Here is a 15,114-nt window from a genome sequence, read left to right as displayed (position 1 = left end):
TTGATTTCGATCGATCTTACTGCGCGGCAGCCGCTTTCTTCTTGCCGTTCTTTTTCGGCGGCTCTGCCTTTTTCATGCTCTTCGTAGACTCTGTCTTGCGCGAACGCGCCTTGACGGCAGTCTTTTTCTCTTCGCTCGCCTTAGCTGCCGCCTTTTGCGGCGCGGCTTTTGCCGCCGGCTGCTTCGCCTTTTCCTGCGCCGCCGGGCTTTTTGCTGCCGGCTTCTTCGGCGCCTTTGCCTTTTTTTTCTCCACGCCTTTGACGACAAGGACAGCGTCCTCTTCCTCAGACACGGAACGTTTGACAAAAGGGACGGCGTCTCTGTGCCTCAAGTAGATCGTCGCCATCGGCGGCACGGTAATGACAAGCGACTGTTCGCGCTCATGCCAGCCATAGTCCTCCGTATAAAGCTCGCCCTCATTCTTCACGCCGGAACCGCCGAACTCCTCGGCGTCGCTGTTGAACACCTCGATGTAAGCGCCCTTCTTCGGCACGCCGATGCGGTAATCATGGCGCACCTCCGGTGTGAAGTTGCAGAGGACGACGATGAAGTCGTCGGGGGCGTCGGACTTTCGAACGAATGTGATGATGGAATTCTCACTGTCGTTGCAGTCGATCCACTCGAACCCGTTCCAGTCGAAATCGACTTCCCAGAACGGACGGTTTTCCGTGTAAAACTTGTTCAGCGCACGCGAGTATTCGAGCATCTTCGTGTGCATCGGGTATTCTTCGACGAGGTGCCAATCGAGACTGTCGTCGTAGTTCCACTCGATGAACTGTGCAAACTCGCCGCCCATAAAGAGGAGCTTCTTGCCCGGATGCGCCATCCAGTAGCCGAAGAAGCCGCGCAGTCCTGCAAATTTCTGCCAGTAGTCGCCGGGCATCTTGCTCACGAGCGAGCATTTGCCGTGCACGACCTCGTCATGCGACAAAGGAAGCACAAAGTTCTCGCTGAACGCATACATGAAGGAGAACGTGACCTTGTCCTGATTCCACTTGCGATAGATGGGATCAAGGCTCATGTACGAGAGCATGTCGTTCATCCAGCCCATGTTCCACTTGTAATTGAATCCCATGCCGCCCATGTAGACAGGCTTTGAGATCAAAGGCCACGACGTCGATTCCTCCGCAATCATCAGCGCGTTGGGATGGAACTTGAAGATCGCTTCGTTGAGCTTCTTGATGAAGTCCATCGCTTCTAAGTTGCCCGTGTCGCCGTACTTGTTCGGCTGCCACTCGCCATCCTTCCTGCCGTAGTTCAGGTAGAGCATGTTGGCGACGGCGTCGATGCGCAGACCGTCGATATGGTACTCCTCGAACCAGAACATGGCATTCGAGATGAGGAAGCTCTGTATCTCCGTCCTGCCGTAGTCGAAGTTCGTCGTGCCCCATTCCCAATTCTCAGCGCGCTGCTCGTTATCTGACTCGTAGAGTGTCATGCCGTCGAAGTGGCGAAGTCCCTGCTCGTCCTTGCAGAAGTGACCGGGCACCCAGTCCATGATGACGGCGATGCCATTCTTATGCGCCGTGTCAACGAAGTAGCGGAAGTCGTCCGGCTCGCCATAGCGGCTCGTGACCGCATAGTATCCCGTCGCCTGATAGCCCCACGATCCGTCGAACGGATGCTCGCAGAGCGGCATGATCTCGATGTGCGTAAAGTTCATCTTCTTCGCGTAGCCGACGAGCTGATCGGCAAGCTCGCGATACGAAAGGTACTCGCCGTCGAGCGTGCGCCGCCACGAGCCGAGATGCACCTCGTACGTCAGCATGGGATTTGCATACGATGGATGCGTCTTTTTGCGCTCCTGCCACTTCGCATCGTTCCATTGATATTTATTGAGGTTGTACAGGCGCGACGCCGTCTTTGGCTTTTTCTCCGCATAGAAGCCGTAAGGATCCGCCTTCATGATGTGCGGGCCGCCCCACTGCGGCTCAATCGCGTATTTATAGACCTCGCCTTCTTCGAGCCCTTCGATGAAGATCACCCATATCTCGCCGTCGCCGATCTTTTGCATCGTATGCGTGCGCGTGTCCCATTCGTTGAAGTCGCCGACGACGCTCACGGACTTCGCATGGGGCGCCCATACGGAAAAGCGCACGCCCTGTTTGCCGTCCTGCTCTAGGAAGTGGGCGCCGAGCATCTCGTAAGCATGGTAGTTTGTCCCTTGGTGGTATAAGAATAAATCAAACTCACTCAAAGCAGATACGTTCACAATAATTCCTCCCAGCTTAGAAAAACTCTCGAAAGTATGGGGAAGCGGCAAAGCCTTGCCTTACCTGTCAGACGATAATTACAGGCTTCACATGCCAAATATCATCTGCATACTCCTTGATCGTGCGATCCGAGGAGAACACGCCCGCGTTGGCGATGTTGATCGCCGACGACTTGAGCCATTCCGCTTGATGCTCGTACTTGCGGTTCATGTTCTTATGCGCCCGATCGTAAGCGCCGAAATCCTTCAGGACGAAGAATTCGTCGTTGCCCTGAATCAGATAGTCGCGCAGCGAGTGGAAGTCGCCGTAAGTGCCGTCAACAAGCTGCGAGACGACAAGGCGCACAGCAGGATTCGTGTTGAACTCGTCCCATGCCTTGTAGCTGCCCGTCGCATAGTAGTTCAGGACTTCTTCTGCACGCAGACCGAAGATCTCGCAGTGTTCACGACCGACCGCCTGGCTGATCTCGACGTTCGCACCGTCGAGCGTGCCGAGCGTCAATGCGCCGTTCATCATGAACTTCATATTGCCCGTGCCCGAGGCTTCCTTCGACGCCGTCGAGATCTGCTCGGAGATATCGGCTGCCGGATAGACGATCTCGCCGATGGAGACGCCGAAATTTTCGATGAACACGACCTTGAGCACGTCGCTGACGTCCTTGTCGTTGTTCACCTTGTCGGCGACGGCGTTGATGAGGCGGATCGTCTCCTTCGCGATATAGTAGCCCGGCGCTGCCTTGCCGCCGAAGAAGCGCGCCGTCGGGGGGATGCTGAAGCGTTTGTTCGTCTTCAGCTCGTGATAGAGATACATGATATGCAGGATGTTCATGATCTGGCGCTTGTACGAATGGATGCGCTTGACCTGAATATCAAAAATCATGCCGGGATCGACGAGAACGCCGCCGTGCGCGTGTATGAAGTCAGACAGCTCGCCCTTGCGGAGCCGCTTGATCTTAGCCAGTTCCGAAAGGAACGATTTGTCCGTCACATGGTCATTGAGACGCGAAAGCTCTTGTGGAGCTTTCTGCCATGCGTCGCCGATCGCATCGTCAATCAGAGCCGTCAATTCGGGATTCGCGCCGATGAGCCAACGGCGGTGCGTAATGCCGTTCGTCTTGTTGTTGAACTTCTTCGGATAGTAACGGTTGAAGAATTTCAGCGTATCGCTCTTTAAGATGTCCGTATGAATCGCCGCAACGCCGTTGACGCTGTGGCTGCCGACGATGGCGAGACGCGCCATGTGTACCTGCCCGTCCTCGATGATCGAAAGCTCCCGCACCATCTGCTCGTCGTTCAAGAAGCGCTTGCGCACTTCTTCCAAGTGGCGGCGGTTGATCTCGTCAATGATCATATAGATGCGCGGCAGAAGCGGACGGAACATATCGACAGGCCACTTCTCCAGCGCTTCGGGCATGATCGTATGATTCGTATACGCCATCGTCTCGCGCGTGATCTGCCACGCCTCATCCCAGTCAATGCTCTGTTCATCGACGAGGATGCGCATGAGTTCGGCGACGGCGACCGCCGGATGCGTGTCATTGATATGAATGGCGATCTTCTTCGCGAAATCCCTAAGTTCCATGCCGGAAGCGAGATAATGGCGCACGATGCTCTGCACGCCCGCCGATACGAAGAAATACTCTTGGATGAGCCGCAGGCGGCGTCCCTCATAAGAGCTGTCATCGGGGTAAAGATACTCCGTGATGCTCTCAACGAAATTGCGGTACTCCTTCTTCGCCTGAATCTGCTCGCGCGTCATCGTGCCGTAGTCGGAGAAGTCACGGTTGACTTCGGCGTTCCAAAGGCGCAGCGTATTGACCGTATTGTTGCGGAACCCGACGATCGGCACGTCGTAAGGGATCGCCATGACGGTCATATAGTCCTCATGCACGAGAGCGAGGCTGCCGTCCTCTTCTTCCTTCATGTAGGCGTTGCCATTGAACTTGACATTGACCGCCTTGTCTGCCTTGCGGTACTCCCACTCAAAGCCGTTGCCGAGCCAGTTGTCCGGAATCTCCACTTGGTTTCCCTTGATGATTTTCTGCTCGAAGAGACCGTATTGATAACGGATGCTGCAGCCATGCCCGGGCAGCCCCAAGGACGCCATCGAGTCGATGAAGCACGCAGCAAGACGACCCAAGCCACCGTTGCCGAGACCCGCATCCGGCTCTTCGGGGAAGCAGTTGCTGAGATCGACGTCGAGCTCTTCCAAAGCGTCATGGAAAAGCTCCATCTCCCCGAGATTGACAAGATTCGAACGCATGAGCCGACCGAGCAGAAATTCGATGGAGAAGTAATACACCTGCTTGTCGCGGCGGTTCATATACGCCTTGTTCGTCTTGACCCAATTCTCACTGATATACTGCTTCACGACGGCAACGATCGTCGCATAAACCTCATGCGATGTGAGCTCGGCGAAATCCCTGCCCCACAGGATATGCGCCGTAGCCAGGAATCTTTGTTTCAAACCTTCCTTTGCCAGCCCCAGCTCATTCCTCTTATTTGCCATGAGATCAGTCCTCCTAACTTGCTTTGGCAGTCACATGGATCTACACGCCTTTTTTCTTTCGCGAGGCGAGAAACCGCTGCTCGAAAAAATCCACTGCGGCAAACATCCGCCGCCCGGCTTGATACAGACTGCTGTCTTTTCTTACTGCATATTCACCGCTGACGAAAAAGCCGCTCCGACGCGCATCCCCGCCTTAGTCCAACAGGCAAGCGCCTCGGAGCGGCTTTCCGACCCGCCCGAAAGGCGGGCGCACCTTCGATCAAATCACAACATTCTTGTTGACGATCAGCGGATAGTTCGGCGCTCCCTTGAGCCAGCGCCCTTGCGTGATCACTACGTTCTTGTCGCAGATCACGTTCTCGACGAGCACATTCTCCTCAAGATCACATTTTTCCATGATGATGGAATTTCGAATCTTCACCCCCGGCGCTACGGTCACGCCGCGAAACAGGATGCTGTTTTCGACTTCGCCATAGACGACGCAGCCATTGGCGACGAGCGAGTTCTGCACATGCGATGCCGCCTTGTACTGCACGGGTACGCCGTCCTTCGACTTCGTGAAGATGAAGCCGTTCTGCATAAACAGCTCATCCCAGTTCGCAGGTTCGAGCGCCTCCATGCTCGCCTTGTAGTAGGACGACGTCGAAGAAACGCACGCCGTATAGCCCTCGTGCATACAGCCGTACATCGTATAACGGTCGGCGCGGCGAATGATGCCGTCGAGCACGAGATGCGTGCCGCCGTGCTCATACGTCGATCGCACCATTTCAACGAATACGCGCTTTTCCATGAGCAATGCGCCGTTCGAGACCTTCGAGCCTTGGTAGATGACAGGCTTCAAGGCGATGTCCTCGACGAGACCGTTCTCCGCCGTCTCAATGACGACGCCCTCATCCGGCTCCTCTTCCGTTGCGATGTTGTAAACCATCGTGATGTCGGCGTTCGTATTCTGATGGAAGCGCAGTACCGGCGCGAAGTTCATGTTGTAAATGTAGCTCGCACTCGCGAGAAGCACATACTTTTGCGCACTGTGTTCGACAAAATCGATGTTGTGGTAGAATGTCTTGAGATCGCCGGGGCGCGTGTCCTTGTCATCCTTTGCAAGCGGCAGATAGAAAAGACCCTCGTGACGCCTTGCAAGATCCCAATCCTTGCCTGAACGCAGGTGATCCATGACTGAACGCGACTGCGAGGGCAGCACGATGCCTACATGGCTGATGCCGGAGTTGACCATGCTCGAAAGCACGAAGTCAATGACGCGGTAACGCCCTGCGAACGGCATGGAGCCGATGGGGCGGCTCTCCGTCAGCTCTTTGATGCGACCGTTGTCCTCATGCAGGTTGATAAGACCCATGACCGTATTCACAATGTTTCACTCCGTTCCCTTAAATTCCTTTTGCAAGGATTTCAGCCCGCCTGCTTGCTGCCTGTCTGCGCCATGACAACCTCATTTTCCGGGATGACGGCGATCGCGCCCTCTTCTCCCTCGACCTTAGCGCCGGCGGCAATCGTCGCCCCCTGCGCTATGATCGCATGATCGATGACAGCGCCTTCCTCGATCCTTACAAACGGCATGATGACCGAGTTCGTGACGCGCGCGCCCTTGCCGATGCGCACGCCCTGGAAAATCACGGAATTTTTCACCTCGCCGAATACCATAGAGCCCTCGCTCACCATCGAGCGGGTCACATCGGCTTCGCGTCCGACGTAGTGCGGCGGCAGCGATGGATTTGACGAATAGATGCGCCAGCTGCCGTCAAGGGCAAACGGCGGCTCATCCTGCAGGAGATCCATGTTCGCCTGCCAAAGGCTCTCGATCGTGCCGACGTCCTTCCAGTAGCCGTCGAAAGCGTACGTGAAGAGACGCGCCTTGTCCGCGAGCATCTTCGGAATGATGTTCTTGCCGAAGTCATGGCTCGACATGCTGTCCTTCGCATCTTCTTCCAGATACTGCTGCAGGAACCTGCGGTTGAAGATGTAGATGCCCATAGATGCGAGGTTCGATTTCGGCTCGGACGGCTTCTCCTCAAACTCGACGATGCGCCCATCCTTGTCAGCGTTCATGATGCCGAAGCGCGACGCCTCTTCCCAAGGCACTTCAATGACGCCGATCGTCGCTTCCGCCTTATGCCCCTTGTGCGCTTCGAGCATCCACGAATAGTCCATCGTGTAGATATGGTCGCCGGAAAGGATCAAGACGTATTCAGGATCAACGCTGTCGATGAAGTTGAGGTTCTGATAGATAGCGTCCGCCGTGCCCTGATACCAGTCGGCGCCCTTCTCCCGTGCGTACGGCGGCAGGATGAATACACCGCCGTCCTTCTTGTCGAGATCCCATGCGCTGCCCGTGCCGAGGTAGTTGTGAAGTTCCAAGGGGCGATACTGTGTGAGCACGCCGACCTTGTCAATGCCGGAATTGGCGCAGTTGCTCAAAGGAAAGTCAATGATGCGGTATTTGCCGCCGAACGGAACGGCAGGCTTCGCAATCTTCTTCGTCAAGGCGCCGAGACGGCTGCCTTGACCGCCGGCTAAGATCATCGCCAAGTATTCTGTTTTTCTCATGTGAATCCCTCCCGGGGCATGCTGTGGCACGCCCATATTTCTGCCCTTACTGAACCAGCAAAATTATGCCCGCCCCTGCGGGAAAGCGAAGGTCTTTCCTCTCGTGATCTTATGTTTCTGTTATTGTTATTATTCCACAAAACACATGGATTTCCTGCCGCATCCCGCGGGGAAAATGTTTTTTCTTGATTTTTCAGACGCTTGTCCACGAGCGGCGAGACCTTTCACTAAAACGGGAGACCCTCTCAGAAAAACAGCATGGCGATCGCGCCGATAAAGGCTGCGATGCCCACGCCGCGCAAAAAGCCCGAAACGATCTTGCCGAAGCTGCCAAGATGCTTTTCTGCAAGCGGCTGCAAAAAGAATAGCAGGATCGCCAGCGCGGCGATGAGAAGCGGCACATCGTGCCTGTAGAGCGCATAGCTAAGCCCCAAGATGACGAGCGTGAGGTTGCGCTTCGTGTTGCGCCCGCGCGTCTCCTGCGCCGGATCTTTCGGCGGCGGCTTGGGGATGCGCCTGTAGTGATACGACTCGCTCATGCCAGCCTCCTATAGCCGAGACGCACTCGTGCAAAGCCCGGAAAGTTTCGCGTAAAGATTCTTGCCGGGGCAGAGCGTCGAGTTGAAATCTCTATGTCCGAATACCGTACCCGCACCGGGTTTCAGCTTGTACCGATGCGAAAGCTCGGCAATGAGGCGCATGGCGGCGTCAAGCTGCACCGTCGTCGGCCCCGCCTGCTCGAAGTCGCCGACGAGATTGATGCCGATCGACGTCGCGTTGTGATGCCAGCAATGCGCCCCCACAGCGTCGAGCGGTCTGCCGCGTTCGATGATGCCATTCTTATGCACGACGAAATGATAGCCGATGCCTGACCAGCCGTTTTTCAGATGCCATTGGTGGATCGTCGCCGCCGACACATCGCGATCCGTATCGCCGATGTGGTGCAGAATGATGCTGTCCGTGAAACTGCGCTTGTCAAGCGATAAAAACTTCAAATTTGTTTCGACGACATGCACGCCGTTTGAAACGGCTGCCTTCGCATCCTCGGGAATGAGGATGTTCGGCGCGATGCACGCGCCGGCGGCAAGAAGGACCGTGTTTTTAAGGAAATTTCTGCGATTCATATATGGGATACCCGCTTTCCAGTTTTTCGTTTACCATGAAGCCCCAAGAGGTCAAGCCGAAGGCGCAGACCGATTGGTTAGGCTTCTGTAAGGGCGTGAGGACCTATGTGCAGCGTACTTCTTTGATGAACCTACCGCAGGAAACGGGCTAGAAATCGCATCATGCCATTTCGTGTGACGGCTGAACATAGGTCCTGAAAGTTTACGTTGGTTCTGTGATGGTGCGCGTCGTCCAGCCGCCCGCGCCATCGAGATGCAGCTCTCTTTCGTGCTGTGAAAAGAGCGCCGAGCGATGTCCGACGCTCACAATGCCCATCGCAGGCAGCTCGTGCGCCAGCATCGCATAAAGCGCCTTCTCCCGCGCCTCGTCGAGCGCACTCGTCGCTTCATCAAGAAACGCCCACGCCGGGCGCACGAGAAGGATGCGTGCAAAAGCGATGCGCTGCTGCTCGCCGAGCGACAAGATATGGCTCCAATCCGCCGTCTCATCAAGGCGCGCGATGAACTGCTCCATGCCGCAGAGACGCAGCACGCGCTCCATCTCAGCGCGCGGCGGCTCTGCCGTCAGCGGATAGCAGACGGCGCGGCGCAAAGAGCCGAGCGGCAGGTATGGCTTCTGCGAGAGAAAGAGCCGCTTCTCTTCCGCAGGAAATGCCGCCGAACCTCGCGCAAAGGGCCAAAGCCCCGCAAGCGCACGAAGAAGCGTCGACTTGCCCGCGCCCGAAGCCCCCGTGACGAGCAAAGATTCTCCGGCAGCAAGCGAAAGCGAGCAGTCCTTCAAAAGATCCGTGCCGTCAGGCAGCGCAACGGATAGCTCCCGCACAGAGAAGCCGCCCGCAGACGACGCAGACGTGACGGCGCTCTCTGCGCCGTCGACTTCCTCGATGTGCGCCGTGAAGCCGCTGAGTCGGCGCACGACAGCCGCATAGGCAGCAATCGAGCCATACGCCTCAACGAAATACGACAAAGCGCCCTGCACTCTGCCGAACGCCGAAATCGTCTGCATGAGACCGCCCAGCGCCATCTCGCCGCCGAAGTAGCGCGGCGCCGCCATGATGAGCGGCACGATGATCGCAAGCTGCGCATAGCCGTTGATGTAGAAATTCAAGATTTTCGTCTGGCGCATAAACTCGCGAAAGTTGCCGATGACGCGTGCGAAGCGCTCCTTGAAGCCGCGCACTTCCTGCATCTCGCCGCCGTAGAAAGCGATGCTCTCGCTGTTTTCACGCACACGCATCATGCTGAAGCGAAAATCCGCCTCAAAGCGCTGCTTCTCGAAATTCAGCCCGATGAGCTTTCGTCCGACGCGATGTACGCCGACCGTGCCCACGACAGAATAAATCAGCGAGAACCACAGCATATAGCCGTAGACATGAAACTCCCAGCTGCCGATGGGAACGGTCAAAACGCCCGACAGATTCCAGAGCACGACGGCAAACGCCACAAGCGTCGTCAGCTGCTTCAAGAATCCTACGGAAAGCGAAAGCGTCAGCTCGACGAACTGATCGATATCCTCCGATATGCGCTGGTCGGGATTGTCCGTGCCCTCGACGAGCGTTTCGAGCTTATAGTACGCGCGTTTTTCCATCCAACGTGCGAGGTAACGCTCCGTAAGCCACGAACGCCACTTGATCTGCAGCATCTGCCGCAGATAGATGGCATAGACAGCGACGGCAATATGCAAAAAAGCGAGGCCAGCAAACTTGCCGACGAGCGGCCAAAAAAGCTCATACTCGTAGCCTTGTAAAGCGTTGTAAAACTCGTTGTACCAATCGTTGATCAAAACGAGCATACCGACCGTGATGAAATTCAGCGTAACGACGACGGCAAGCAGCCCGCGCGCCTTCCACTTCTCCTCAGAAACCCAATAGCCGCGAATCAGCTCACGGCAAATGCGCCAAACGCTCTTTTCTTCCACAAACGCTCCCCCTATCCCTGTTTCTGCGCCGATATCAGCCATTGATACGTACGAAGCTCCACCGGATCGACATCCGGCATCAAAAAATCCGTCAACCGTTCCAAAAGCGCCTGATCCCGCTCGCCGTCGAAAAGATCCGCACGAGCAATCTGCTGCGGTTCAAGCCCAACGCCGCGCAGGAGCGCCAAGCTCTCTGCGAGCGTGAAAAAGCGCAGGTGCGTGCGGTCAAGAATCCCCTCTTCCTCATACGTCCAGCGGCCGGCAAACATCATGCGAAATACAGACACATGCATGACGTTTGGAATGCTGACGACGACATGACCGTTCGGCTTCAACAGGGCGGCGAGATTCTTCATCGCCCGCCACGGATCGCGCAGATGCTCAATGACATCGCCCAAGATGATACAGTCAAACTTTTCATGCCACAGAGGCTTATGCAGCGTTTCCACATCCAGCGCCTCGACGACAGCGAAACGCCTCGCAAACGCCGCCGCCTGCTCATCAAATTCAATACCGCAAAGCTCCGCATTCGGATTCCTGTTGCGAACAGCAAGGAGCGTCGCCCCGCAGGCACAGCCGACCTCAAGCACGGAAAGCTCCGGCTTTTGAACATCCATCATCTGCAAAAGGTCCATGCGCGGTATAAAAGAATACGGATACCGAACCCCATATTTGCGGAAAAACAATTCCGTATCGCGCATACCGTAGGCAGCCGTTATGCCATTTCGATGCGCAAACGCCCCATGCGCGGCAACACAGAAGCGCCCTTCTTTCCAAAAGCGCAGGCAAAGATCGAGCATGAGAAACGGTATGCTTTGAAACTCTTCAGAAAAACATCCCTGCTCCAGCAAAACTTGGCGCTTCGCGAAAAAGCAAAAATCCAACGATGCGAAAACAAACGACGTCCTCTGCTCTGCGGACAAGCTTTCAGCAAAGCGGCAAAGCCCCGCTGCATCTTGATAATCCGCACACGGTTCGGCGGGAAGTTCCTGCTCCTTGCCCACCCCCACGGATTCTCGCAGCATGGGAAAAATCAGCGCCGCCCCGTCAAAAGCGGCAGCCGCCCGCTGCATAGCGCGAATCGCCGGCGGCATGAGAAAATAAGGCGCTGTCAAAAACAGCACATCTTCACCGCGCGCATGGCGAAGAGCCGCATTGCAGGACGCCGCTATGCCTGCGTTCCTGCCGTCAAACAGCGTGCCGCCGCCTTCCCCTTCCAAAAACGCCAAGACCGCCGGATCCTTCCCGCAATACATGAAGATCTTCTCACAATCCCCCTGCGGATAATTCTCGTGCAGATACGCCTGCATCATGCGCGCTTCCTGCAAATCCCCCGTCAAAAGCAAAAGGACGGTAAGCATATACTCCACCTCATTCCTATGGGAATCCTTCTCATGTTCTGCACTGCTTTTCAGTATAACGACTTTCATCGCTTCACGCAAGAGCTTCCGTATGCTACAATGAGAGAAAGTTCTCCCTCTTTCGCCGCCGCCCTGATGGAAAGGAAGATTTCCCATGCCGTCCTATAAATATCTCCTGCTCGCTCTCGTTTTCCTTGCACTCGTGCTGCTCTACCGCTGGATCCCCAGCCGCAAGATCTGGGCGATCTTTTCGCTTACGCTCCTTCTTACAGGCGCGGCGGCATTTTGGAGTTTCCCGCCGCCGCCCCCACCGAAGATGACGCCGGAAGAACGCGCCGAAATCCATCAACAGCAGGAGATTTTCAGCGCATGGTACGACGAGCATAAAAAAAACATCACGCAGCTCGACTACAACTGGCAGCAATACCACAACACGCTTGAGAGCTTCAAGGAAGGCGCCATCGACATCCAGACAACATACGTGCGGCTCACGCAGCTCGCCAAGGACGCCAAGCGCACACAAAGCGCCGTCGATGCACACGTCCCGCCGCTCGCGCTCACGGGAATCAACTACGATCTCGTCGCCGCCGTGCGGCAAAAGACGCTCGCCTACGCCGAAGCGCAGCAGCAAGCGATCAGCCGCACGAAAAACGCCGCTGACCCTGCGCAGCTCCTCACGAGCAGCCCCGCCGAGCAGAGCCGCATCTTAGAAGACACGATGATCCGCGAATCCCCCCCGGGACTTTTTCTCGCCGAAGAGATCAGCGCACTCCGGGAAAATCTCACAATTCCACCGGAAAAGGACGAATGACGAGGCATACTGCCCCACAAGCGAAACCTTTTGGAGCGAGCGTCAAGAAGCCCGCCCATTCCCCCTTCGACCAAGATTCTCGTTCAAATGAAGCGCGTTTGAATCTTGCTCGTTATTTAGAGGAATGGGCGGGCTTTACGCCTTCACGTTGGGCGGTGCAGCACACGCCTCTTGCGTTAATTTCTGCGTTACGATTCAGCCATTTCTCGCCGCCGCCACACGCGCACGATACACACTGCGCAGACGATACCAGAGCATCGGCACGACGAGCATCGGCACGCCCAGGTAGAACGCCTCACGAAGATCCGGCGTGAAGGCGAGCACGACGAGACAGACCACCTGCGCCCAGATGCCAAAGAGCGTCACATAGGGAAAGAGCGGCGTCTTGTAGCGCAGCGTATGCTCAAGCCCCGCCGCGATGAGATGTCGGCGGAAGCGATACTGGCTCCAACAGATCGAAATCCAAGCGATAGCCCCCGTGCAGCCGGAAACAGCGAGAAGGTACGTATAGACGGCAGAATCGGGATTGCATGTATAAAGGAGAATGACGAGCCAGCACGCGCATACCGAGACGAGGATCGAATTGCGCGGCACGCCCTTGCCGTTGATCTGCCCGAGAAAAGCCGGCGCCATATCCATGCGTGCGAGCGAGTAAAGCGCCCGTGCGCTTGAATAAAGACCCGAGTTCGAACACGACACCGCCGCCGTCAGCACGACGAAAGCGAGCGCAGCCGCCAAGGAATCAAGCCCATGCGCGGCGAGCGCCGCCGCAAAGACGCTCTCCGAAAGTCCCGCCTGCTCCCACGGCAGAATCGAAATCAAAAGAGATATGGGAACGATATAGAGGGCGATGATGCGCCACGTCACATTGCGCACGGCGAGCGGAATGCTCTTCTCCGGCTCCTTGCACTCGCCGGCGGCAAGACCGATAATCTCCGTTCCCTGAAAGTTCACAAGAATAATGACCATCGTCAGGACGATCGCCCACCAGCCGTTCGGCGTAAAGCCGCCGCTTCCCAAGAGGATGCGCGTACCGATGAAACCCTCGCCGCCGAACAGCCCAAGGCAAATGAGGAGAGCCACGGCGCTGAACGCGACAAGAGCGAGAATCTTCACGAGCGAAAGCCAAAACTCGCTCTCACCGAACTTATCCACGCGGAAGAGATTCAGGACGGTCACGACAAGACCGAAGAACACAGCCCACCAGAGCTGGCTGACTTCAGGTACGAAATTGTTCATGATGATGCCTGCGGCAATCATCTCCGACGGCACATACGCCATCCAGTTGAGCCAGTACGCCCAACCTACGCCGCACGCCCACGTCGAGGAAATATTCTCTCGCGCATAGGCGACGAAAGAACCCGAAACAGGTTTCGCGACCGCCAGCTCCGCCAAGGAGAGCATGACGCAAAGCACGATGACCCCGCCCAAAAGATACGCAAAGATCGCCGCAGGTCCCGCCTTTTCAAGCACATAACCCGTGCCGAGAAAGTAGCCGCTGCCGATGACCCCGCCGAGCGAAATCATCTGCACATGCCTGTTTTTCAGCCCTCTATTCATCTGCGTTCCATTCATGGCCTTGATAACACAACCTTCCTTATAGAGGGAGCTAACCCCCCTGGAAAAATCCCCTGCACAAATACAGCTTACGCTCAATATACACTAAAAATCGACAAATGCCAAGCGGATATTTTGAAAAAAATCGGCTTGTATTTGCCGCGGACTTTCCCCTCGTTTCACGAAGGATTCTATGTTACTATATATGGTGGAAAGGCGTACGTACGCAACGAAAATACGGGCTAACTAAGGAAACTATCATGAAAAATTTTACGACGATTGAAACGAACGGCAAGGCGGAATACGAGATCCAACGATCGCGTTTCATCGCAGAAGCCGTTCATGCAGCGACGGAAGAGGACGCCCGCGCGTTCCTCCTCTCCTGCAAGAAGAAGTACTACGACGCGCGTCACAACCCGAGCGCTTGGGTGCTAGGCGCAGGCGGCGAAAAGCAGAAGTCGAATGACGACGGCGAGCCGGGCGGCACAGCCGGCAATCCGATCCTTGAGGCGATCAAAAAGCGCGGCTTGACCGATACGCTCGTCGTCGTCACGCGCTACTTCGGCGGCATCAAGCTCGGCGCGGGCGGTCTCATCCGCGCCTATGGGCACGCCGCGCACCTCGCGCTCGAAGCCGCCATCCTCGTGCGCTGCCTGGAACTTACGCGTCTCGCCGTGACGATCGACTACACGCTTCTCTCGCTCGTCGAAAATTTCGTGCGGCAGGAGAATCTTCGCACGGATGATACGATCTACGAGGAGCAAGCGACGTGCATTTTGCTGTTGGAAGAAGAGCAGCTCGCCCCGACAGAAGCGGCGCTGACCGATCTCACGGCAGGCAGAGCCGCTTTCGAGAATCGCGGCACGGTTCAGGGCAAGTCGGCGGTTTGAAAAGCGCAAAACCTGCCGGAAGCCGGGCGAAGCCACAATATTCGGCTTGCATGAGATGCGATTGGAAAATGTACCCAACAACATCACCGATCCCCTCTTTCCTGCGCCAGTCCGGAGGCGGCACGCATCAAGCATCGCATGGCTTAGAGCAACATTCCGCAAACTTTGCC

At 56.3% G+C, this 15,114-nt stretch carries 11 protein-coding genes; 2 read left to right on the top strand and 9 right to left on the bottom strand.

All coding sequences use genetic code 11. The features are described 5' to 3' along the window. Positions 1-16 precede the first annotated feature (16 nt). The 8 genes from glgB to ACO5Z0_RS01475 all read right to left on the bottom strand — a co-directional run bounded on the left by glgB (position 17) and on the right by ACO5Z0_RS01475 (position 11,686). Positions 17-2,212, bottom strand: coding sequence for a 1,4-alpha-glucan branching protein GlgB (glgB, locus tag ACO5Z0_RS01510; protein WP_485648914.1), 2,196 nt, complete (start codon positions 2,210-2,212; stop codon positions 17-19). A 67-nt stretch (positions 2,213-2,279) separates the two neighbouring features. Beyond that, complete coding sequence (locus tag ACO5Z0_RS01505) at positions 2,280-4,721, bottom strand: glycogen/starch/alpha-glucan phosphorylase (protein WP_442676427.1); 2,442 nt, start codon at positions 4,719-4,721, stop codon at positions 2,280-2,282. Positions 4,722-4,980: 259 nt separating this feature from the next. Further along, positions 4,981-6,087 (bottom strand): glucose-1-phosphate adenylyltransferase subunit GlgD, encoded by a 1,107-nt coding sequence (glgD, locus tag ACO5Z0_RS01500; RefSeq protein ID WP_442676428.1) that lies wholly within the window; start codon positions 6,085-6,087, stop codon positions 4,981-4,983. A gap of 41 nt (positions 6,088-6,128) precedes the next feature. Then, the gene (locus tag ACO5Z0_RS01495; protein ID WP_442672989.1) at positions 6,129-7,283 is read right to left on the bottom strand and encodes a glucose-1-phosphate adenylyltransferase; all 1,155 of its coding nucleotides are present in this window, start codon (positions 7,281-7,283) and stop codon (positions 6,129-6,131) included. Positions 7,284-7,528: 245 nt separating this feature from the next. After that, positions 7,529-7,822, bottom strand: coding sequence for an antibiotic resistance protein MarC (locus ACO5Z0_RS01490; RefSeq protein ID WP_485648913.1), 294 nt, complete (start codon positions 7,820-7,822; stop codon positions 7,529-7,531). A 9-nt stretch (positions 7,823-7,831) separates the two neighbouring features. Continuing rightward, positions 7,832-8,407 carry an N-acetylmuramoyl-L-alanine amidase gene (locus ACO5Z0_RS01485; protein WP_485648912.1) on the bottom strand — a complete coding sequence of 192 codons (576 nt, stop codon included), beginning with the start codon at positions 8,405-8,407 and terminating at the stop codon, positions 7,832-7,834. Between the two features lie 202 nt (positions 8,408-8,609). Further along, on the bottom strand, positions 8,610-10,325 hold the full coding sequence (locus ACO5Z0_RS01480) for an ABC transporter ATP-binding protein/permease (RefSeq protein ID WP_485648911.1): 1,716 nt from the start codon (positions 10,323-10,325) through the stop codon (positions 8,610-8,612). Positions 10,326-10,336: 11 nt separating this feature from the next. Next, a complete protein-coding gene (locus ACO5Z0_RS01475; protein ID WP_485648981.1) occupies positions 10,337-11,686 on the bottom strand; it encodes a methyltransferase domain-containing protein in 1,350 nt (449 codons plus the stop codon). A 154-nt stretch (positions 11,687-11,840) separates the two neighbouring features. Between ACO5Z0_RS01475 and ACO5Z0_RS01470 the strand changes: the two genes are divergently transcribed. Further along, a complete protein-coding gene (locus tag ACO5Z0_RS01470) occupies positions 11,841-12,497 on the top strand; it encodes a hypothetical protein (RefSeq protein ID WP_442672800.1) in 657 nt (218 codons plus the stop codon). Positions 12,498-12,692: 195 nt separating this feature from the next. Here the strand turns inward: ACO5Z0_RS01470 and ACO5Z0_RS01465 are convergent, their stop codons facing one another. Continuing rightward, positions 12,693-14,072, bottom strand: coding sequence for an amino acid permease (locus ACO5Z0_RS01465; RefSeq protein WP_442676410.1), 1,380 nt, complete (start codon positions 14,070-14,072; stop codon positions 12,693-12,695). Positions 14,073-14,314: 242 nt separating this feature from the next. Here ACO5Z0_RS01465 and ACO5Z0_RS01460 point away from each other — a divergent pair, with 242 nt between their 5' ends. Next, on the top strand, positions 14,315-14,944 hold the full coding sequence (locus tag ACO5Z0_RS01460) for a YigZ family protein (protein WP_485648910.1): 630 nt from the start codon (positions 14,315-14,317) through the stop codon (positions 14,942-14,944). The last annotated feature ends 170 nt before the right edge of the window (positions 14,945-15,114 follow it).

The sequence above is a fragment of the Selenomonas sp. genome (assembly GCF_057272215.1).
The sequence above is the reverse complement of the archived record's forward strand: the minus strand, read 5'-3'. Positions and strand labels throughout refer to the sequence as shown.

Coding starts and splice junctions, on each gene's coding strand:
- ACO5Z0_RS01505 (WP_442676427.1), bottom strand. CDS start 4,721: ATGGCAAATAAGAGGAATGAGCTGGGGCTGGCAAAGGAAGGTTTGAAA.
- ACO5Z0_RS01495 (WP_442672989.1), bottom strand. CDS start 7,283: ATGAGAAAAACAGAATACTTGGCGATGATCTTAGCCGGCGGTCAAGGC.
- ACO5Z0_RS01490 (WP_485648913.1), bottom strand. CDS start 7,822: ATGAGCGAGTCGTATCACTACAGGCGCATCCCCAAGCCGCCGCCGAAA.
- ACO5Z0_RS01485 (WP_485648912.1), bottom strand. CDS start 8,407: ATGAATCGCAGAAATTTCCTTAAAAACACGGTCCTTCTTGCCGCCGGC.
- ACO5Z0_RS01475 (WP_485648981.1), bottom strand. CDS start 11,686: ATGCTTACCGTCCTTTTGCTTTTGACGGGGGATTTGCAGGAAGCGCGC.
- ACO5Z0_RS01470 (WP_442672800.1), top strand. CDS start 11,841: ATGCCGTCCTATAAATATCTCCTGCTCGCTCTCGTTTTCCTTGCACTC.
- ACO5Z0_RS01465 (WP_442676410.1), bottom strand. CDS start 14,072: ATGAATGGAACGCAGATGAATAGAGGGCTGAAAAACAGGCATGTGCAG.
- ACO5Z0_RS01460 (WP_485648910.1), top strand. CDS start 14,315: ATGAAAAATTTTACGACGATTGAAACGAACGGCAAGGCGGAATACGAG.